Annotated in this window: 16 protein-coding genes; 7 read left to right on the top strand and 9 right to left on the bottom strand. The window is 68.6% G+C overall.

From position 1 onward, the window contains the following. Positions 1–73 precede the first annotated feature (73 nt). The 4 genes from ACSQ3O_RS06015 to ACSQ3O_RS06030 all read left to right on the top strand — a co-directional run bounded on the left by ACSQ3O_RS06015 (position 74) and on the right by ACSQ3O_RS06030 (position 3,691). Entirely contained in the window at positions 74–1,174 is a 1,101-nt protein-coding gene (locus ACSQ3O_RS06015; RefSeq protein WP_436138200.1) for a BMP family ABC transporter substrate-binding protein, read from the top strand. Positions 1,175–1,288: 114 nt separating this feature from the next. Continuing rightward, on the top strand, positions 1,289–2,587 hold the full coding sequence (gene guaD / locus ACSQ3O_RS06020) for a guanine deaminase (RefSeq protein WP_436138201.1): 1,299 nt from the start codon (positions 1,289–1,291) through the stop codon (positions 2,585–2,587). Between the two features lie 85 nt (positions 2,588–2,672). Beyond that, positions 2,673–3,245 carry a dCTP deaminase gene (gene dcd / locus ACSQ3O_RS06025; RefSeq protein WP_124515740.1) on the top strand — a complete coding sequence of 191 codons (573 nt, stop codon included), beginning with the start codon at positions 2,673–2,675 and terminating at the stop codon, positions 3,243–3,245. 149 nt (positions 3,246–3,394) lie between these two features. Further along, positions 3,395–3,691: a hypothetical protein gene (locus ACSQ3O_RS06030; RefSeq protein ID WP_436138202.1), complete on the top strand. Its 297-nt coding sequence runs from the start codon at positions 3,395–3,397 to the stop codon at positions 3,689–3,691. A gap of 47 nt (positions 3,692–3,738) precedes the next feature. On the opposite strand, the gene ACSQ3O_RS06035 is transcribed toward ACSQ3O_RS06030, so the two are convergent. The 3 genes from ACSQ3O_RS06035 to pcp form a co-directional block, all read right to left on the bottom strand. Next, positions 3,739–5,439 carry a sensor domain-containing diguanylate cyclase gene (locus ACSQ3O_RS06035; protein ID WP_137746606.1) on the bottom strand — a complete coding sequence of 567 codons (1,701 nt, stop codon included), beginning with the start codon at positions 5,437–5,439 and terminating at the stop codon, positions 3,739–3,741. Positions 5,440–5,449: 10 nt separating this feature from the next. After that, positions 5,450–6,409, bottom strand: coding sequence for a delta(1)-pyrroline-2-carboxylate reductase family protein (locus ACSQ3O_RS06040; protein ID WP_436138203.1), 960 nt, complete (start codon positions 6,407–6,409; stop codon positions 5,450–5,452). 97 nt (positions 6,410–6,506) lie between these two features. Further along, positions 6,507–7,181: a pyroglutamyl-peptidase I gene (gene pcp / locus ACSQ3O_RS06045; RefSeq protein ID WP_436138204.1), complete on the bottom strand. Its 675-nt coding sequence runs from the start codon at positions 7,179–7,181 to the stop codon at positions 6,507–6,509. Positions 7,182–7,299: 118 nt separating this feature from the next. Between pcp and ypfJ the strand changes: the two genes are divergently transcribed. The 3 genes from ypfJ to ACSQ3O_RS06060 all read left to right on the top strand — a co-directional run bounded on the left by ypfJ (position 7,300) and on the right by ACSQ3O_RS06060 (position 12,304). Continuing rightward, positions 7,300–8,187 carry a KPN_02809 family neutral zinc metallopeptidase gene (gene ypfJ, locus ACSQ3O_RS06050; protein WP_436138205.1) on the top strand — a complete coding sequence of 296 codons (888 nt, stop codon included), beginning with the start codon at positions 7,300–7,302 and terminating at the stop codon, positions 8,185–8,187. 38 nt (positions 8,188–8,225) lie between these two features. Next, the gene (locus ACSQ3O_RS06055; protein WP_436138206.1) at positions 8,226–10,388 is read left to right on the top strand and encodes a SulP family inorganic anion transporter; all 2,163 of its coding nucleotides are present in this window, start codon (positions 8,226–8,228) and stop codon (positions 10,386–10,388) included. Between the two features lie 404 nt (positions 10,389–10,792). Then, the gene (locus ACSQ3O_RS06060; RefSeq protein ID WP_436138207.1) at positions 10,793–12,304 is read left to right on the top strand and encodes a DEAD/DEAH box helicase; all 1,512 of its coding nucleotides are present in this window, start codon (positions 10,793–10,795) and stop codon (positions 12,302–12,304) included. Positions 12,305–12,422: 118 nt separating this feature from the next. On the opposite strand, the gene ACSQ3O_RS06065 is transcribed toward ACSQ3O_RS06060, so the two are convergent. From ACSQ3O_RS06065 to ACSQ3O_RS06090, 6 genes are read right to left on the bottom strand one after another with little or no spacing between them, the layout of a single operon-like run. After that, on the bottom strand, positions 12,423–13,103 hold the full coding sequence (locus tag ACSQ3O_RS06065; protein WP_436138208.1) for a nitrous oxide reductase accessory protein NosL: 681 nt from the start codon (positions 13,101–13,103) through the stop codon (positions 12,423–12,425). A 7-nt stretch (positions 13,104–13,110) separates the two neighbouring features. Continuing rightward, entirely contained in the window at positions 13,111–13,671 is a 561-nt protein-coding gene (locus ACSQ3O_RS06070) for a nitrous oxide reductase accessory protein NosL (protein ID WP_436138209.1), read from the bottom strand. Beyond that, a complete protein-coding gene (locus tag ACSQ3O_RS06075; protein WP_436138210.1) occupies positions 13,668–14,483 on the bottom strand; it encodes an ABC transporter permease in 816 nt (271 codons plus the stop codon). Before ACSQ3O_RS06075 ends, ACSQ3O_RS06070 begins: the two co-directional genes overlap by 4 nt. A 2-nt stretch (positions 14,484–14,485) precedes the next feature. Then, positions 14,486–15,430 (bottom strand): ABC transporter ATP-binding protein, encoded by a 945-nt coding sequence (locus ACSQ3O_RS06080; protein WP_436138211.1) that lies wholly within the window; start codon positions 15,428–15,430, stop codon positions 14,486–14,488. After that, a complete protein-coding gene (locus tag ACSQ3O_RS06085) occupies positions 15,405–16,703 on the bottom strand; it encodes a nitrous oxide reductase family maturation protein NosD (RefSeq protein WP_436138212.1) in 1,299 nt (432 codons plus the stop codon). Before ACSQ3O_RS06085 ends, ACSQ3O_RS06080 begins: the two co-directional genes overlap by 26 nt. Beyond that, complete coding sequence (locus ACSQ3O_RS06090; protein ID WP_436138213.1) at positions 16,703–19,306, bottom strand: 4Fe-4S binding protein; 2,604 nt, start codon at positions 19,304–19,306, stop codon at positions 16,703–16,705. Before ACSQ3O_RS06090 ends, ACSQ3O_RS06085 begins: the two co-directional genes overlap by 1 nt. Positions 19,307–19,478: the final 172 nt, after the last annotated feature.

A 19,478-nucleotide genomic window follows, 5' to 3' on the forward strand; every position in this document is an offset into this window, starting at 1 on the left:
TATTCACTTCACTGCGAGCCGTTGTCCTGCGGCTTGCACGTGTCTTTTCATCAGGACCATGTAGAGGAACACCATGTACAAAAACCTCGCAGCCATGCTCGTGGCCGCTTGTTTTTTCTCCCCCGCTTTTTCCCAGACCGCACCCGCCAAGGGCAGCGCTGCCGAGCCCGTCAAGGCCGGTTTTGTCTATGTTTCGCCCATCACCGAAGCGGGCTGGACACGCCAGCACGACGAGGGCCGCAAGGCCGTCGAGGCGGCGCTGGGCCCGCAGGTCAAAACCACCTATGTGGAGAACGTGGCCGAAGGTGCTGATGCCGAGCGCGTGATCCGCGACCTGGCCGCCACGGGGCACCAGATCATCTTCACGCCCAGCTTTGGCTACATGGAGCCCACGCTCAGGGTGGCGCAGGACTTTCCGCAGGTGAAGTTCGAGTCCATCACCGGCTACAAGCAGGCCGCCAACGTGGCTACCGCCAACGCGCGCTACTACGAGGGCCGCTACCTGGCAGGCATTGCGGCGGGCCGCATGAGCAAGACCGGCGTGGCCGGTTTTGTGGCGGGCTTCCCCATCCCCGAGGTGCTGCAGGGCATCAATGCCTTCACGCTGGGCATGCGCTCGGTCAACCCCCAGGCCATGGTCAAGGTGGTGTGGCTCAACGTGTGGTTCGACCCGCCCAAGGAGCGTGATGCGGCCATGGCATTGTTCAACCAGGACGTAGACGTGATCGCGTTCCACACCGGCTCCACCGCCGTCATGGCGGCCGCACAGGAGCGCGGCAAGATGGCCGTGGCCTACCACTCCGACATGCGCAAGACCGGGCCGGACGCCCAGATCGTGGCCGTGACGCACCAGTGGGGCGCCTACTACACCGAGCGCGTGCGGGCCGTGCAGAACGGCCGCTGGAAAAGCGCCAACGTCTGGGGCGGCGTGCGCGAGGGCATGATCCGCGTCGGCGATTTCGGCACCAAGGTGCCCGCCGCGGTGCAGCAGGAGGTGCTCAAGGCGCAGAAAGCCGTTGGGGCGGGCAAGCTCCAGCCCTTCCGCGCAGGCAAGGCGCCAGTGCGCGACAACGAAGGGCAGGAGCGCATTGCCCCCGGCCAGGCGCTGACGGATGCACAAATCCTGCAGATGAACTGGCTGGTCGAGGGCGTGGTGGGCAAGCTGGCCCGCTGAACGCCGGCGGGCGGTGGCCCTGCCTTCCGCCCCTGCCGAGCCTTCCCCCTGTCCCATAGCCACTATGGGGCGTGCCGTATACAAGCGGCGCCCCCTGCCGCTAAGCTTGCCCCCATGCCTGTATACCGATCTGCCCTTTTGCGCTTTGCCGACGACGGCACAGCCCTGTATGACCAAGATGGCCTGCTGGCCGTGGGACCCGACGCCGAGGGCCGCCAGCGGGTGCTGGCGGCAGGGGCGTGGCAGTCGCTGGCGCCGCAGTTTGCAGGCGAGCCCGTGGTGCACCTGCCGGGGCGCATCCTGGCGCCGGGGTTTGTGGACCTGCACATCCACTTTCCACAGACCGATGTGATCGGCTCCCCAGCCGACGGCCTGCTGCCCTGGCTGGAGAACTACACCTTCCCCCACGAGTCGCGCTTTGTGGACCCGGGCTACAGCGCGCAGGTGGCCGAATTTTTTGTGGCCGAGCTGCTGCGCAACGGCGTGACGACGGCGCTGGCGTTTGCCACCTCGCACCCGGCATCCGTGGATGCCTTGTTTGCCGAGGCGCAGCGCCAGCAGATGCGACTGATCACCGGCAAGGTGCTGCAGGACCGCCACTCGCCCGATGGCGTGCGCGACGACACCGTACAAAGCCTGATCGACACCGAGGCACTGATCCGGCGCTGGCATGGCGTGGACCGCCTGGGTTATGCTATCACCCCGCGTTTTGCGCCCACCAGCACGCCCGAGCAGCTGCGCGGCGCCGGCGAACTGGCCGCGCGTTACCCGGACGTGTGGATCCAGTCGCATGTGGCCGAAAACCTGGATGAAATCCGCTGGGCGTGCGAGTTGTTCCCGGCCTCGCGCAGCTACCTGGCCGTGTACGACGACTTTGGCCTGATGCGCGAGCGCGCGGTGTACGCCCACTGCATCCACTTTGACGACGACGACCGCGCATTGATGCGCGACACGGGCGCCACGGCGGCGGTCAGCCCCACCAGCAACCTGTTTTTGGGCAGCGGATTTTTTGACTACGCCGGGGCCGACCGCGTGGGCTTTGGCTATGGCCTGGCGAGTGATGTGGGCGGCGGCACCAGCTTCAGCCCCTTCAAAACCATGATGGCCGCCTATTACGTGGGCCGTGAGGGCCAGACCAAGCAGGGCCTGAGCCTGTCGCCCCAGCAGCTGTGGTGGCAGCACACGGCGGGCGCTGCCCGGGCGCTGGGCCTGGAGGGGGTGGTGGGTAATCTGCAGCCCGGCTGCGAGGCGGACTTTGTGGTGCTCAACCCGGCAGCCACGCCACTGCTGGCGCGCAAGACACAGCAGGCACGCAACCTGGAAGAGCTGCTCTTTGCGCTGATCGTGCTCGGCGACGACCGGGTGGTGGAGCAAACCGTGATTTCTCAAGCAAAATACGGCTCCCGCGCCTGATCATCAAGCGCTGTCAGCTACACATTTAATAGCGCCCGGCAGTTTTCATGAAAAGCAGCCAGGCGATTGCGCAGGGAGTTCTGCTATGAGCATCAAGAGCGACAAATGGATCCGCCGCATGGCGGCCGAGCACGGCATGATCGAGCCCTTCGAGCCCGGCCAGGTGCGCGAGGCCGAGGGCCGCAGGATCATCAGCTACGGCACCAGCAGCTACGGCTATGACATCCGCTGCGCGCCCGAATTCAAGGTATTCACCAACATCCACAGCACGGTGGTGGACCCGAAGAACTTCGACGAAAAGAGTTTTGTCGATTTCGAGGGCGACAGCTGCATCATCCCGCCCAACAGCTTCGCGCTGGCCCGCACGGTCGAATACTTCCGCATTCCGCGCAACGTGCTCACCGTCTGCCTGGGCAAAAGCACCTATGCCCGCTGCGGCATCATCGTCAACGTGACCCCGTTCGAGCCCGAGTGGGAGGGCTATGTGACGCTCGAGTTCAGCAACACCACGCCGCTGCCCGCACGCATCTACGCAGGCGAGGGCTGCGCCCAGGTGCTGTTCTTCGAGAGCGACAAGGACGATGTCTGCGAGGTCAGCTACCGCGACCGGGGCGGCAAGTACCAGGGCCAGGTGGGCGTGACGCTGCCCAAGGCCTGATCCGACTCGGGTGGAGGCGGGGGCGCAACAGGTTTTCTGGGGTTTCGTCCTACGTGGCCTCAGCTCTTTGGCCGAATGGCAGGCTGCAGCGGTTTTTTTAGCATGACCCCATGCCGCCGCGTGGACTGGCGGCCTGATGGAGTCTTGCCATGCTGAGCTTTGCTGCACTTTCTGTGCCCGCTGCACCCGCCAAGGCCTTGGGCCCGGGGCTGGCTGCCGGGGGCTCTGCCAGTGGTTCGCTGGCCACCTACTGGCCTTGCGAGTTGCTCAATGCGTTTGCGCTGAAGATGGCTGCCAGTGGCCACTGCGTGAACATGTCTATGATGCTGGGCCACCGCCCCTACGCGCTGGAGCAGCTGGCGCTGGCGCGCTCAGAGGCAGACGGGGATCTTCACCACCTGGCAGCCCAGCTGCAGGCCTACTTCGACGCCCCCCAGCCGGGATAGCAGAAAGCAGACGCTGCGCACCGCTGCCCACCGGCAGAAGGCAAGCCTCAGTCCTCCACACAGACCCGGTTACGGCCCTGGCCCTTGGCCTCGTAGAGCGCGATGTCGCCGCGCCGCAGGATGGCGTCGCCGGTGTCATCGGCGCCCCGCATACTGGCCACGCCTGCACTCACGGTGATGGTGCCGACCACCGGGTCCTGCTGCTGTGCCATGGCGGTGACCAGGGTCTGCGCAATCGCACGAGCGCCTTCCAGGTCGGTGTCGGGCAGCAGCGCCACAAACTCCTCGCCACCGAGCCGCGCGATCACGTCCGAGCCACGCAGCCGTGTTTCGAGCGTGCGCGCCAGCCGACGCAGGACCTCGTCCCCGGCCTCGTGGCCATAGGTGTCGTTCACGCGCTTGAAATGGTCCACATCCACCGCAATCAGGCTCAGGGGCCGGGTGCTGCGCCGGGCGAGCGCCAGCGCAAACGCCATCTGCGTTTCAAAGCCGCGCCGGTTCAGCAGCCCGGTGAGGGCGTCGGTGCGGGCCTGCAGATCGAGGGCTCGATTGGCGGCCTCCAGCTCCAGGGTGCGCAGGCGCACCTTTTCTTCCATGGCCTCGCGGGCGGCCAGCAACCGGTGGGTCATGCGGCCCAGCGCCTGGGAGAGCTGGCGTACCTCGCGGTTGCTGTCCATGGCTGGGATGTTGCTGCCGGGGTGGCCCGCCTCCACGGCGCTGGCGGCGTCGGCCAGCGCGTACAGGGCATCGCTCAGGCGGCGTGCGGCCATCCAGGCCAGGGCCGATGCCATGAGCGCTGCTGTCAGGCCGATGGCGAGGGCCATGCGCACGGTACGGTCGGCCTCGGCAAACGCCAGCTCGACCGGCTGGCGCGCCACGATGCGCCAGCCCAGGTCGCTGGCGGCATTGCGGGGTTGCAGCTGCGTGGCGGCCGTGAGGTAGCGATTGCCATCGAGCCAGGGCACCACCGCCGTCTGCAGGCTTCCGCCATCGCGGTTGTTGTTGATGTGAATACCCTCGGGCAGGCGCTGGCCAGCGGCTTGCAGCATGGTGCCGTGCCGCCGGGGCGCCAGGATCATCTGGCCCTGGCGGTCGAAGATGAAGAGCTCCACCGCGTCTTCAGCCGAAGTGGACGGCGTGAGGCCTTCCAGCACCTCGCGCGACCATTCCCAGCTGCCGTGGATGCCCAGCACGCCCACGGTGGTCGGGCCGATGCGGATGGGGGCTGCGAAATCGACAAACCGGTGCGGCTCGCCCGAGGCCGTGGGGGGCAGCAAGCTCTCCAGCAGCTGGGCGGGGTGCACGTCGCCCACATGCACCTCTTGCAGGCCGCGCTGGAACCAGGGGCGCTGGGCCACACTGTGGCCCAGCAGCAGGCCGCCCGTGGCGTTGCGCACCACCCCTTGCGCATCGGCCACACCAATCCAGAGGTTGCTGGGCTGCATCGCCTGGCTGCGGGCCAGCATGTGCTGGGCCTCGGGCGAATCCAGCCCTGCGGACCAGACCATGGCGGCACTGGCCAGCACCTCGGCCTCCAGGCTGCGCTGCATCAGGCCGGTGGCCAGCAGCTTGCCTGCGTTGTCGGCCACGGCCTGCAGCGAATCCCCTGCGTCGCGCTGGATGCGGTGTTTGAGCAGCTCGCCAAAACCCAGTGACAGCAGCACGGCCAGCGCGATGACCAAGGTGCCGAACACCAGCGCAATCTGCATGCGCAGGCTGTGGTCGGAAAAGCGCACGAGCAGTGCCATGGGAGACCTGTCAGGTGGCAGGGCGCTGCGCAGCGCCCTGGCGCAGGGCCAGCCGTGCGGCGGCCAGGTCCCAGCCAGCCCAGCCACAGCTCTTGAACAGCACGGGCCCGGCGGGTGTGCGGGGCGCCCACGGGCCGCACACCACGTCCCGCAGCACGGGCAGGGCGGCCACGTCCAGCCCGGCTTGCAGCAAATCGCCCGCCTCGTGGCTGGCGTCGGCCGTGTCCACCACGATGCTGCCATGCTGCGCCACGTGCAGGCACAGCGCGGGCGCCAGCTCGGCCATGGTGGGGGTGAAGGCGCCCACTGCGGTGATGAATGCATCGGGCCGGGGCGTGGCATGCAGTACCAGGTTGCTGGCTGTGGTGCAGGCGGCCACCAGGGGGCAGTGCGCCAGGGCCGCATCGGCATCGGCCACCACCCGCACCTGGGCGCCCAGTGCACGCACCTGCGTGGCCAGGGTTTCGGCGCTGGCGGCGCTGCGCGAGGTGATCCAGACCTCCTTCACGCCCAGCCCGAGCACAAAGGCTTCGGCGTGGGCCAGGCCCTGCACCCCCGCGCCCACGATGAGCAAGGGGCCTTGCGGCGCCGGTGCCAGGTGCCGCGCTGCCAGCAGCGAGACAGCAGCCGTGCGCCGGGCCGTGACTGTGGGGCCGTCCAGCACCAGCTGGCGCGCACCGGTGGCGATGTCGAACACCACCACATCGCCCTGGATCGAGGGGCGCCCCGTGCCTGCGTTGGCGGGGGTGAAGGTGATGAGCTTGGTCATGGCCACGCTGCGGTCGGTGGCGGGCATAAGGAACAGGCTGCCGCCCTGGGCCAGGGGCAGCACGCTGCGCGGAGGGACTGAGACGGTGCTGTCGTGCAGCAACTCGGCGATTTCGTCGGCCAGGGCTGACCAAGGCAGCCGCTGCGCGGTGGCGGCGGCATCCAGCGTGCCTGTGGCCAGGGTGGAGGGGGCAAAAGACATGGCCTGACTGTACACAGCGGCCAGCGTTTTGGGACTGCCGGGTGGAGGCAACCCCCTGTTTTTCAGGGCATCTTCGGTGTGCTGCCCACAGGCGGTCTCAGTGTGTGGCTCCGGCCTGCAGCGTGATGTCTTGCGGGGCCAGCGCGGCCGCCCACAGCGCGGTGTGGATGCCGCGCACCATGTCGCGCAGCGGCAGGTGGGGCGCCCCCTGCCCGGTGAGCCAGGGCACATGCACAAAGCCGCCCCGCGCCCCGGCGGGGCCTGCGCCCTGCGCCAGCAGGTGCAACAGGCCATACAGCACATGGTTGCAGACAAAGGTACCCGCCGTCTGCGATACCTCGCAGGGCAAGCCCGCGCGCTGCACGGCGCGCAGCATGGCCTTGATCGGCAGGCTGGCAAAGTAGGCGGCGGGCCCGTCGGCGGCCACGGGGGTGTCGATGGGCTGGGCGCCAGTGTTGTCGGGGATGCGGGCGTCGTTGATGTTGATGCCGATGCGCTCCAGCGACAGCGCACTGCGCCCGCCCGCCAGGCCCAGGCATACCGTCAGCGCGGGCTGGTGTGTGTGCACCAGCGCTGCCAGCCGCTGCAGCGACTGACCGAACACCGTGGGCAGCTGCGCCGCCACCACCCGGTGGCCGCCTATGTGCTGGCCCTGCAGCGCCTGGGCAATCAGCCAACTGGGGTTGAGTGGATCGCCGCCGAAGGGGTCGAAGCCGGTGAGCAGGATCACCTTGTCGGGCGGGGGTGTGAGGTGGCGGGTGTCGTTGATCATGGGAACGGTGCGGCGGGCCTGTGGCAGGCATGCATCGTAGTTCGCCCTGGCTGCACCTGCACGGCGCGTAATATCCAGCATTGGCCTTCCAACCGCAGGAGGGCGCAGGAGATCTGGCATGAAATGGGAAGGCAATCGCGAATCCGACAACGTGGAAGACCGCCGTGGCGATGATGGCGGCGGCGGGGGCGGTTCGCCGGTATTCGGCGGGCGCAGCATTGGCATCGGCACCATCGTGATCGCCCTGCTGGGGGGCTGGGTGCTGGGTATCAATCCGTTGACGATTCTGGGGCTGCTCAGTGGTGGCGGGGCGCCCGCGCAGGTGCAGCAGCACCCGGGCCCTGCACGCCGCCCGCCAGCGGACGACACCATGGCCCGCTTTGTGGGCACGGTGCTGGCCGACACCGAGGATGTGTGGGGCCAGGTGTTCAGCCAGGGGGGCGGCCGCTACCAGGAGCCACGCCTGGTGCTGTTCCGGGGCGCCACGCCCACGGCCTGCGGCACCGGCCAGGCGGCCATGGGCCCGTTCTACTGCCCGGCCGACCAGAAGGTCTACATCGACCTGGGCTTTTATGAAACCCTCAAGAACCGCCTGGGCGCCCCGGGCGACTTTGCCCAGGCCTATGTGATCGCCCACGAGGTGGGCCACCATGTGCAGAACCAGCTGGGCATCAGCGGCAAGGTGGACCAGATGCGTGGCCGGGTGAGCAAGGCCGAATACAACGCCCTGTCGGTGCGGCTGGAGCTGCAGGCCGACTGTTTTGCCGGCGTGTGGGCGCACCATGCGCAGAACGCCCGCCAGATCCTGGAGCAGGGCGATGTGGAAGAGGCCATGAATGCAGCTGCCAAGATCGGCGACGACGCGCTGCAGCGTTCCAGCGGCGGTGCGGTGGTGCCCGAGAGCTTCACCCACGGCACCAGTGCCCAGCGCCAGCGCTGGTTCCACAACGGCCTGCAGAACGGCAGCGTGAAGGCCTGCGACACCTTTGCTGCGCGCAGCCTGTAGGCCGCCGCAGCCCGCACGGGTTTTGAAGACCACGGCCCATGTCCTCCGCAGCGCCCCTGGCGGCGCCATCCCACCGGGCGCCTGACCCCGCAACGCAGCCCTCGGGCGCGGCGGCGGCCTGGTCTGCGGCGGCGGTCACCGTGCCCCATGCCGTGGGCCTGGGGTTGCTGGCGTTTGCGCCCCTGGCGGGCGACTATTCATTGGCGGCGCTGGCCCTGTGGTCGGCCGCGCTGCCGGGCCTGCTGCTCACGCTGCTGGCGCCCCGTGCGGGTGTGGTGTATGCGCCCACCACGGTGGTGGCGCTGCTGTTTGCGGCCGTGCTGGCCACGGCCCACGGCGCGGCGCCCGCGCTGGGGCTGAATGCGCGGCAGGTGCTGGCCGTGAGCGGGGCCACAGTGGCGCTGGCGTTTGTCTTTCAGTGGCTGCTGGGCGTGCTGCGGCTGGCGTCGGTGGCGCGGTTCTTGCCGATTTCGGTCACCCACGGGTTTGCTGCGGGCGTGGGCCTGTCGATGGTGCTGGGCCAGGTGCGCAACGGCTTTGGCGCTGGGGCGGCTGCAGCCTGGGATGCCCAGCTTGGCTGGCATGCGCTGGCGGCCGGGGCCGTGGCGGGGCTGGCTTGGTGGCTGCGAGGCCGCTGGCCGCGCATGCCTGGCCTGCTGACGGCAGTGGCCGTGGTGGCGCTGGCTGTGGCGGCGGCAGGGTGGTGGAGCGGCGGGCCCGGGGCCGTGCTGGTGCCTGCCGTGCAGCCGAGTGTGTTTGCCTGGCCGCCGCTGCCCGACTGGAGTGGCATCCCCTGGATGGCCCTGGCGCAGCAGCAGGGCGCGGCCCTGGTGGTGCTGGCCCTCTTGATGGCGCTGGTCAACAGCCTCGAAATTCTGGTCTTCAACCAGGAACTGGAGTTGGACCACGGCCTGCGTGGCGACGCCAACCTGGCCCTGCGCCGCGAAAGCCTGCTGGGCGCGCTGTGTGGACTGGCGGGCATGATCCCGGCGTCCACCAGCGCGTCGCGCTCGCGCATCGTGCTGGCGCAGGCGGGCGCATCGCGCGATGCGCCGCGCTGGCACGCCGCCATCATGCTGGGCGTGGCCCTCACGGGGCCGTGGTGGCTGCACTGGGTGCCCATGGCCTGTCTGGCGGGTGGGCTGGTGTTGGCCGGGCTGATGCAGGTGCCGGGGCTGATGTGGTCGCTGGGTTATGCGCGCCGCTCGCGCGTGACCTGGGCACAGAGCTGGCTGGTGGCCCTGGTGTTTGCCGTGATGGGCGGCGTGGGCGCGCTGGTGGCGGGCCTCGTGGTGGCCACCTTTGTGCTGCTGCACGACTCGGCCGCCACGGTGCTGCGCCATGTGCGGCTGGATGGCGAGCTGCGCTCGCGGCGCCTGCGCCGCGCGGGCTCGGACACCTGGCTCGCGCCCCGCATGAACCAGGTGGCGGTGTTCGAGCTGCAGGGCGTGATGTCGTTTGGCGTGGCGGCCCACCTGGCCGAGCAGGTGCGCATGCTGCTGCAGCCGCGCCACCGTTGGGTGATTCTGGACGCGGGCCGCGTGCCCGCCTGGGACAGCACGGCGCTGGCCCAGCTGCGCGCGCTGGTGCGCGACCTGGGCCAGCAGGGCATTGCGGCCGCCGTGGCAGCGCTCGACCCCCTGGCCGCCGACCACGCAGGCGAACATGTGCGCGCCTTTGCCGACCTGGACCGCGCGCTGGAATGGGCCGAGGCCGGCATCCTTGCGCAGCGCCCCATCGAGCAGCGTCCTGCGCGCCCCGAGCGTGACCTGCTGGGCGAAATCGGCGAAGGTGTGCCCCGTGCCGCCGCCGACGCGCTCATGGCCCTGCTGGAGCCGCTGGACGTGCCCGCCCACGGCGTCGTCTTCCGCGCGGGCGACACCGACCACGACCTGCTGGTGGTCAAGTCGGGCCACATCACCTTGGTGACCCTGTGGCCGCCCGACAAGGGCCTGCGCCTGGCCACCGTGGGGCCGGGCATGGCGTTTGGCGAGATGGCATTCCTCAACGGTGCGGCCCGCAGCGCCTGTGCCGGGGCCGAGCGTGGGCCTGCGCACCTGGTGCGGCTGTCGCGCGCACATTTCGACGCCTGGGCCCGGCAATACCCCGAGGCTGCGCTCACGGTGATGAATAACCTCGCACAGATCGGGGCGAGGCGGCTGGCGGTCACCACGCGCCAGCTGCGGGCCGTGTTGGAGTGAATTTCACAAGCAAAAATTGGCCTCTGCGCGCAATGGTCGTGCTTTTTAAGCTATCAAAATAGTAGTAAATGGGCGCCTCGCGCCACCCGCTGGCCTGTGCTGCGCGCTACTCCGTAGCGCAAAAAATCGCTTTTTGGGCCACCGGTGCGACAATAGAGGGCTGCGAGCCTGTTCATGACCTCGCGCGGCCCCCGGTGCCGCGGGAGATCGTGAGCAGGTTCTAGCGCAACGCCCCAACAGTCCCCGGCGCACGGCACATTGCCCGCTGGGGCCCTCTCTGCGGCGTTGCACTCCTCGCCGGGCCACCAGCCCGGCTGCGGTTTGCGCCTTGCAGCCAGCCCCCTCCCAAGGGCGTGCCACATTGCTCAGACATAAATTCAGCGTCGCCTACAAACACGCTTTTAATGACTAGTTCCTTTTCCAATCTATCGCTGGCCGAGCCGCTGGCACGTGCCGTGGCCGAAATGGGCTACGAGTCCATGACGCCCATCCAGGAGCAGGCCATTCCGGTCGTGCTCACCGGCCAGGACGTGATGGGTGCCGCCCAGACCGGCACCGGCAAGACCGCCGCCTTCTCGCTGCCCCTGCTGCAGCGCCTGCTCAAGCACGAAAACAGCTCCACCTCGCCCGCCCGCCACCCCGTGCGCGCCCTGGTGCTGCTGCCCACGCGCGAGCTGGCCGACCAGGTCGCGCAGCAGATCGCGCTGTACGCCAAGCACACCAAGCTGCGCAGCACCGTGGTGTTTGGCGGCATGGACATGAAGCCCCAGACCATCGAGCTGAAAAAAGGCGTCGAGGTGCTGGTGGCCACGCCAGGCCGCCTGCTGGACCACATCGAGGCCAAGAACGCGGTGCTCAACCAGGTCGAGTACGTGGTGCTCGACGAGGCCGACCGCATGCTGGACATCGGCTTTCTGCCCGACCTGCAGCGCATCCTGAGCTACCTGCCCAAGCAGCGCACCACGCTGCTGTTCAGTGCCACCTTCTCGCCCGAGATCAAGCGCCTGGCCAGCAGCTATCTGCAAAACCCCATCACCATCGAGGTGGCCCGCCCGAATGAAACGGCCTCCACCGTGGAGCAGCGCTTCTACAGCGCGGGTGACGACGACAAGCGCCGCGCCATCCACCAGGTGCTCAAGACGCGCGGCATCAAGCAGGCCTTCATCTTCGTGAACAGCAAACTCGGCTGCGCGCGCCTGGCACGGAGCCTGGAGCGCGAGGGCCTCAAGACGGCTGCCCTGCATGGCGACAAGAGCCAGGACGAGCGCCTCAAGGCGCTGGAAGCCTTCAAGAAGGGCGAAGTGGACCTGCTGGTGTGTACCGATGTGGCCGCGCGCGGCCTGGACATCAAGGACGTGCCCGCCGTGTTCAACTTCGACGTGCCCTTCAACGCCGAAGACTATGTGCACCGCATTGGCCGCACGGGCCGTGCGGGCGCGTCCGGCCTGGCGGTCACGCTGGTGTCGGGCAGCGATGCGCGCCTGGTGGCCGACATCGAGAAGCTGATCAAGAAGAAGATCGACCTCGAAGCCGTCGAATACGAAGAAGACCAGCCCCGGGGCCGCATCAACGACGGCCGCCGTGCCTGGCGCGAAGCGGGCGAGACCGGCGACGGCCGCGATGCCCTGGGCAGCGCGGGCCCGCGCCGTGAACGGGATCGCGACTACCGGGGAGGACGTGAGTCCCGCGAATCCCGCGAGCCACGCGACCAGCACCGGGGCTTCCGCCCCGCAGCAGTCTCGCGTGACCCGTTCTTCGAGAAACCTTACGAGGCCAGCCCAGCCTCGGACGCCGCCCCCGCCTGGGAGGCCGCGACCAAGGCCGCGCCGCGCAGCAGCATCTCGGCCAACATCAAGCCCAAGCGCAAGGTGGCTGCACTGTTCAAAGCCGTCCAGCCCGAAACCTCGGCGCAGTGAGCGCTGGTTTGAAGGTTTTTTGGCCTCTACCGCGCGGCCAGTAAGCACTGATAGCTATATTTTTGATAGCTAGAGCGCAGCGGGCCCCTGCCATGGGGCCTGCACCATGTGGCCCGCTTCATGGGGCCTCCCTGTGTGGGTGGTGGTCGGCCCGCAGGTGGGGCGCCAGTCCGCGCAGCAGGGGCGCGTCGATGGCGCTGAATGCGCGCAGGCTGCCGCCCTGCACCTGCACAAACCGCTGCGCTGCCGCAGCCCCCGCAAACGCTGGCAGATTGCCTGCCCGCATGGGCCCCAGGGCCGACGAACCTGTCACATACACCGCCTGGCGTGCGTCCACCCAGGCGCCGGTGTCGGCATCGCTCACATAGCGGGCCACGATGGCCTCGGGCACGCGGCCCCGCGTGTAGTGCGCCACATTGCCCAGGTACAGCATCAGGCTCAGCGGCGAGTCGAAAAAATACGCATCCCCATCCGCAAAGATCACTTGGGCCGCCCAGGCGCGTGCGCGCGCCGGGTACATGCCACACACGGGGCAGCGGGCGTCCTGGGGCACTTCGCGCGCAGCCGCCAGCGGCTGGCCGGATGCCGGGTTGTATGGCGTGGGCGGCGCGACGATGCACACGTCGTCGCCCGGCCCGAAAGGAGCGGTGGACGATGTGTTGCCGCTGCCCCGCCGCCATGGCCACGCCGCCCCACCGGCCGCGATCGCGCCTGTGCCCAGCACCAGCAGGGCTGCCAGCGCAGCCCGCCGGGTGGGCAGGCGGGTGTGGCCGGGGGCTGGGTGGGGCAGCAGGCGCATGGCTGGCTCACATGCGGGTGTCGTGCAGCGCGCCGCCGCTCAGGTCCACCATGGCGGGCCGGATCTCGGCAAACCGCAGCACCTTGCCGCCGTATTCGGCCGCGAACTTCAGCGCATCGGCCTCTTGCGAAAAGCTGCCGATGGTGGGGCCCATGGAGCCGTGGCGCTTGCCACCCACCACGTAGAGGGCGGTCTTGCCGTCGATCCAGTGGCCTTGCGGGGCGTTCCAGTCGGCCTTGCCCATGTCCTGCACGTACACGGCCTGCGCAGCGCGCACCTGCTCGCCCGCGAGCAGCGTGCTGAACAGCTCCACGGTGTCGCAGAAGAACGAAGGCTTGCTCTGCCCTGCAAAGTGCACCTGGGCCTTGGGGCCGGGGTAGTCGGCCAGCAGCATGCCGTCCAGCTCGCAGCTGGTGGTGCGGTCGATTTCCACTGGGGCGAGGGATTGCGCACCGGTGTCTGCCTGGCTGCAGCCAGCGATGCCGGTGAGCGCGCCCAGCGATGCGAGCGCCGCCCAGCCCAGCAGTTGGCGCCGCGTGGCGCAGGTGCATTGGTATTGGTGTGTCATGGTTTGAATCTCCAGCCCGCCAGCGCCAGCGGCACCACGATCCAGCCGCCCATCACCGCGCCCATGAGCCATGGCTTGGCCAGGGCTGGGGGCACGATGCTGGTCAGGCCGTACAGGGTGCGCACGTCTTCCAGTGAGAACACGTTGAGGATGCGGAACACGTCCGCGGGGTTGAGCAGCAGCAGGTAGGCTATGGCCTCGCCGCCGTGGCTGCCGCCCGTGGCCACCAGGGCGCCGAGCAGCAGCAGGTCGAACACCAGCACGAAGAAGAACCACGCGGCAATCGCCAGCCCCGAGGCACGCGTGCGCTCGCGCACCACCACCGACAGCAGCAGGGCCAGGCTCAGGAACGCCAGGCCCAGCAGCACGGCGCTGGCCATGAAACCGCCGTAGTGAAACAGCCCGCCCCAGCCGAACTGGCGGTACAGCAACACGGCCACCAGCGCGAAACCCGCGAGCGTGGACACCGTGAGCGCCCCCGCCAGCCCCAGGTACTTGCCCAGCAGCAGCTCCAGCCGCGTGAGTGGCAGCGACAGCAGCAGGTCGAGCGAGCCGCGCTCGCGTTCGCCCACGATGGCATCGAAGCCCAGCAGCAGGGCGATCAGCGGGATCAGGTAGATCACCAGGCTGACCAGGCTCGCGATGGTGAATTCGATGGAGCGCAGGCCCACCGTGCCCTGCTGCGCACCGCCGAAGTAGGTGATAGCCAGAGAGAACACGGTGAACACGAGGGCCACCGCCAGCACCCAGCGGTTGCGCATGCGGTCGCGGAATTCCTTGGCGGCGATGGTGAGGATCTGGGTCAGTTCCATGGTCAGGCCTTGCGCAGGTCGAAGTACAGGTCTTCGAGGGAGGGTTCGTGGATCTGCACGTCCAGGAGCCGTGTGCCGAGTGGCGCCAGGGCCGCGAGCGCGGCGACCTTCAGCTCGCGGGGGCAGGTCAGGCACAGCCCCTCGGGCGTCGGCAGCGCGGTGATATCGGGCAGCAAGGCCACTGCCTGCTGCGCGGCCGGAACGTCGGTGGGGGCGAGCACGAGGTCGATGGCCAGCGGCATGTGGGCCCGCTCGCGCAGCGCCTGCACGCTGCCCAGGGCCTGCAGCCGGCCGGACGCGAGGATGGCCAGGCGGTCCACGCGCTCCTGCAGCTCGGCCAGGATGTGGGAGGTGATGACGATGGTCACGCCCCGGGCCTGCAGGCCCCGCAGCGTGGCGTAGAAGTCGCGGATGGCCTGCGGGTCCAGGCCGTTGGTGGGCTCGTCCAGCAGCAGCACCTGGGGGCTGCCCAGCAGCGCCTGCGCGAAGCCCAGGCGCTGGCGCATGCCTTTGGAGTATTCGCGCACCGGGCGGTTGCCGGCCGAGGCCAGGCCCACCTGGTCGAGCAGCGCATCGCATTGGGCCGGCGGCGCGGCCTTGAGGCGGGCGAAGAAGCGCAGCGTCTCCAGCCCGCTCAGGTTGTCGTAAAGCACCACGTTCTCGGGCAGGTAGCCCAGGTGGCGCCGCGCGGTGCGGAAGTCGCGGCCCGACACGCTGGTGCCGCCCACGCAGATCTCGCCGGAGGTGGCGGGCGTGAGGCCCAGGATCATCTTGAACAGCGTGCTCTTGCCCGCGCCGTTGTGGCCGATGAGGCCCAGGATTTCGCCGCGCTCGATGCGCAGGTCGATGCCGTCCACGGCGTGGTGCGTGCCGTAGTGCTTGTGGGCGTCCAGCACCTCGATGGCGGGGCCGGCGCGCGGGTCAATGGGAGGAGGGTTGCGGGTCACGCTGAAGATTCCGTTCGGGTGTGTTGGGCTGCACAGGCGATTGCGCAAGCGGCTGCATGCGGGGCCTCGGGTCCACCACGGTGGGCACGCGCAACACGGGAAACTGCTGGCCCACCAGGCGCAGGGCCTGTACGGCGGGGCTGGCCAGCAGCAGCTTGATGGCGGGGTGGCGCCAGGTGAGGCGGTCCACCATGTCGTTGGCCTCGTAGGGCACGTCGCCCACGCCGTTGCCGTCGCGGTCCCAGCCCAGGTAGTTGCTCCAGTAGTTGCCCAGCGGGCCGCCCCAACGCTCGTCGCGGGCGCCCACGTAGCGCACCTGCTCGCGGTTGCCGATGAAGTCGTTGCCGTCCACCACGTTGCGGGTGGAGCCGGCCGAAAGGTGCACGCCCACGGTGTTGCGCACCACCCGGTTGCCGCGCAGCGTGGCGTACTCCACGTCGTAGATGAAGAAGCCGCGCTGGTTGTCTGCCACCAGGTTGTTCTCGATGACCGAGTCCTGCAGCGTGCGCAGCATGATGCCGTGGTCGCTGTTGCCCCATGCCCGGTTGTTGCGCACCACCTGGTCGCGCACTTCCATCAGCGCGAGGCCCCCCCGGTTGTTGTAGGTGTCGTTGTCCTCCCACAGGTTGTAGTGGGAGTTCATGTAGTGCGTGCCGTAGCGGCTGTGGTGCAGCTTGTTGCCGCGAAAGATGGCGTGGTGCGAGACGTCCACATACAGCGCGTCGCGCACGAAGCTGATGTGGTTGCCCTCGATGCGGGCGCCCTGGGTGTTGTACAGCTGCACGCCGTTTCCGCGCTGCGAGGAGTTCACGTCGCGCAGACCGGTGATGGTGTTGTGCAGCACCTGCACGCCGTCGGCCTTCTCGATCCACAGGCCGAACAGGTTGTAGGTGAGGTCGCTTTTACGCACCACCGCGCGGTGCGCGCCGGGCTGGATGTAGATGCCCGCGTTCTGGTCCTTGAGGCTGGTGCCGGAGTCGCGCACGATCAGGCCCTCGATCACCACGTCGGGCGCGGCCACGCGGATGGTGTCGCCCTGCTGGCCGCCGCTCACCGTGGGGCGGCCGATGCCGCGCAGGGTCAGCGCCTTGCCGATGCGCAGCGTGTTCACGCGGTAGAAGCCGCGTTGCACCTCCACCGTGTCGCCCGGCGCGGCGGCGTTGACGGCGGCCTGCAGGTCCTGCCCGGGGGTGACCTGCACCGTGGCGGCGCTGGCGGGCAGGGCCAGCATCAGCGCCAGCGCTGCGACGGCAAGAGCAAGGGGTGGTTTCATCACGCCAGCCCCACCACGGCCTTGATGGCGAGGAACAGCGCCGCGCCGATGAGCAGGTTCTTGAAGCCCACATAGCTCAGCATGTCCATCACGCCCGCCACGCGGTAGCGGCCATGCCACCAGGGTCCGTCCTTCACGTAGCGCTTGCCCGACAGGCGGATCAGCACCTCGTACACGCTCCAGCCGAACCACCAGCCGATGATGGCGCCCGAGGACAGCGTGCCCAGGGCCGCCATCACCCAGGCCACGCTGGCGGCCACACCCAGCGAGAACCCGGCGATGTGCAGCGCGCGCCGCGATGCCCAGCCTTCGCGGCTCCAGGGCCACAGGTGGTCCACCAGTTCTGCCCAGATCCAGCGCAGGCCATGGACATCGGCCTTGTGCGCAGGCTGTGCCTGTGCGGTGGGCATGCGCGGGTCCGGGCCCTGCGCGGCCTTGGCCGAAATCTGATCGCCCACGGTGGCGGGGTGGATGGGGATGAAGTAGCCGTTGGCGCCGATGGGCGTGACTTCCAGGCCATCCTTCTCGCGGCGCTTGCGCTCCTTGGCCAGCGGCGGGCAGCCCTTGGTGTCGGTGTAAAGCACCATGCAATCGAGGCAGTGCAGGCACTCGCGGTGGTCGATGCGGCCGTTGGCGTCGATGGCCTGGGCGCCGCAGCCCACGGCGCAGGCCTTGCAGCTGTTGCAGTCCTGCTTGCGCTTGAGGCCGAACCAGCGGAACGTGCTGGGCATGGCCAGCGACGCGCCCAGCGGGCAGATGTACTTGCAATAGGGCCGCTCGATGAAGATCGACACGCCCAGAATGGCCGCCACGAACAGGCCGTAGGGCCAGGCGCGGTTGAGCACGCCCACCAGGAAGGTGGTCTTGAACGGCTCCACCTCGGCCAGCTTTTCGGCCAGGCCCATGGAGAACATCGACACTGCGAGCAGCCCGAAGAACACGGCGTACTTGGCCCACTTGAGCCGGTCGTGCCACTTTTGCGGCAGCTGGGTCTGAAAGCGCTTGAGGCCCAGGACGCGAGCGACCTTGTAGATGCCCTCCTGGAGCGAGCCGAACGGGCACATCCAGCCGCAGAACAGCCCGCGCCCGAACAGGAACACCGTGGCGATGATGAAGATCCAGAACAGGAAGATGAACGGGTCGGACAGGAACAGCGACCAGGTCCACTGGAACAGCAGCGCGTGGCACCAGGTCAGCACCTGCGTGATGGAGGGCTGCGCCATCTGGCCGAAGCCGATCCAGCCGATGCTGATGGCCCAGAAGCTGTACTTGAAGGCGTTCACCGGCCATTTGTTCTTGTGGGTGGAGCGGCGCGTGAGCCTTTCGCGCAGCGCATAGACCACCGTGACACCCACCAGCAGCAGCGCGAACAGCGCGATGGGCAGCGCCTGCGATGTCCAGATGCGCACCCAGGGCGCATCGGGCTCCTTGACCTCGGGGCGGCCGCCGTCGAGCAGCGCGGCGGGCAGCCAGTATTTGGATTCGAACACCGCAAAGCTGCGGTGGCCGGTGGCGCGGTCCACACGGTTGCCCAGGAAGGCGAACTTCCAGGGGTACGCGGCCGAGAAGGCCTGCGAGCGGATGATGAAGATGGCCGATTCGTTGTAGCCGGGCGCGCCAGCAGCCTCCAGCCCGTAGAGGTTGAGCGCATCCAGGTCGCGGAAGGTGAAGGAGTCCGCCCCCTGCTTGACCTGCACCCGGTCAAAGATGCCGCCGCGCACGAAGCCCGAGCCCTTGAACGACTCCTGCCCGGCTGTCTTGATGACAAACAGCGCGTTCTCGCCGTCCTTCAGGCGCGAGCGCAGGTTCTCGAAGCCGTTTTTGCCCAGCAGGCTCTGGCCCACATCGGGGTGGTTCAGGTCGCCGAACCACAGTTCGATGAAGGGCTCGGGGCCCCGAGGCAGGCCCACCTGCTCGGACTTGACGAGCAGCTGCTGCACGGCGCCCATCTGCACCAGCTGGGCCCAGCTGTAGGCCTGGCTGGTGTGGGCAAAACGCGCGGCCTCGCGCACCGTCGGCGCGATGATGCCGGTCTGCCGTGCCACGGCCGAGCCCGAGGCCATGACCACCTGGTTCTGCGCGACCACGGTGACAGTGGCGCCGGAGATGGCATCGACGCCGATCACGTTCTCATCGGGGCGCGAGGGGCCGACCTCGATGGTGTCCGTGACCGACTTGCCCAGGTACTGGTTGTTGAAGTTCGTCAGCGCCGACTCCGGAATGCCCAAGAGCAGGATGGGCTCGGAATGTTTGAGCACCTTGATGCCCACGAAGCGGCCCTGCGCATCCATGCCGATGAGCGTGACCACCGGCTTGCCCGAGTACGCGGGCGTGTCGGTGATGTCGGTGGACAGCATCACATAGCCCAGCAGCTTGCCGCCATCGCCATAGGCCTCGACATACGGCGGCTGACCCTTGCGCTCGGAGAACCGTACGGCGCCCGGGAATGCATCGGCGCACGGCAGCAGCGCGCACAGGTCGCTTGCCGTGGCCAGGTTGGCGGGCAGCTCGGCCTCGTACGCGCCCGCCTGGGCGCGGGGCGCGAGCAGCACCAGCAGCAGGGCCATGCAGCAGGCAGCGATCCGTGGAGCGAGGGACATCATGGGACTATTGTTTTGATAGCTGCTAGCGCATGCTGGATGCGCGGCAGGGGCTCATTTGATTCAAAGAAGGGGCGCAATCTGCGCAACTGGCGCGCCCCAAAAGACCAGGGCAGCCAAGCAAGGGCCGCCCCGCAGCGAGGGCTGCGTCCCCCTTCCCGAATGGCGCAGCCAT

It is taken from the genome of Acidovorax sp. LjRoot74 (assembly GCF_964254355.1).
Classification (GTDB): Bacteria; Pseudomonadota; Gammaproteobacteria; order Burkholderiales; family Burkholderiaceae_C; genus Acidovorax.

Coding starts and splice junctions, on each gene's coding strand:
- ACSQ3O_RS06040 (WP_436138203.1), bottom strand. CDS start 6,409: ATGTCTTTTGCCCCCTCCACCCTGGCCACAGGCACGCTGGATGCCGCC.
- ACSQ3O_RS06055 (WP_436138206.1), top strand. CDS start 8,226: ATGTCCTCCGCAGCGCCCCTGGCGGCGCCATCCCACCGGGCGCCTGAC.
- ACSQ3O_RS06060 (WP_436138207.1), top strand. CDS start 10,793: ATGACTAGTTCCTTTTCCAATCTATCGCTGGCCGAGCCGCTGGCACGT.
- dcd (WP_124515740.1), top strand. CDS start 2,673: ATGAGCATCAAGAGCGACAAATGGATCCGCCGCATGGCGGCCGAGCAC.
- guaD (WP_436138201.1), top strand. CDS start 1,289: ATGCCTGTATACCGATCTGCCCTTTTGCGCTTTGCCGACGACGGCACA.
- ACSQ3O_RS06075 (WP_436138210.1), bottom strand. CDS start 14,483: ATGGAACTGACCCAGATCCTCACCATCGCCGCCAAGGAATTCCGCGAC.
- ACSQ3O_RS06070 (WP_436138209.1), bottom strand. CDS start 13,671: ATGACACACCAATACCAATGCACCTGCGCCACGCGGCGCCAACTGCTG.
- pcp (WP_436138204.1), bottom strand. CDS start 7,181: ATGATCAACGACACCCGCCACCTCACACCCCCGCCCGACAAGGTGATC.
- ACSQ3O_RS06085 (WP_436138212.1), bottom strand. CDS start 16,703: ATGAAACCACCCCTTGCTCTTGCCGTCGCAGCGCTGGCGCTGATGCTG.
- ACSQ3O_RS06065 (WP_436138208.1), bottom strand. CDS start 13,103: ATGCGCCTGCTGCCCCACCCAGCCCCCGGCCACACCCGCCTGCCCACC.
- ACSQ3O_RS06015 (WP_436138200.1), top strand. CDS start 74: ATGTACAAAAACCTCGCAGCCATGCTCGTGGCCGCTTGTTTTTTCTCC.
- ACSQ3O_RS06090 (WP_436138213.1), bottom strand. CDS start 19,306: ATGATGTCCCTCGCTCCACGGATCGCTGCCTGCTGCATGGCCCTGCTG.
- ACSQ3O_RS06035 (WP_137746606.1), bottom strand. CDS start 5,439: ATGGCACTGCTCGTGCGCTTTTCCGACCACAGCCTGCGCATGCAGATT.
- ypfJ (WP_436138205.1), top strand. CDS start 7,300: ATGAAATGGGAAGGCAATCGCGAATCCGACAACGTGGAAGACCGCCGT.
- ACSQ3O_RS06030 (WP_436138202.1), top strand. CDS start 3,395: ATGCTGAGCTTTGCTGCACTTTCTGTGCCCGCTGCACCCGCCAAGGCC.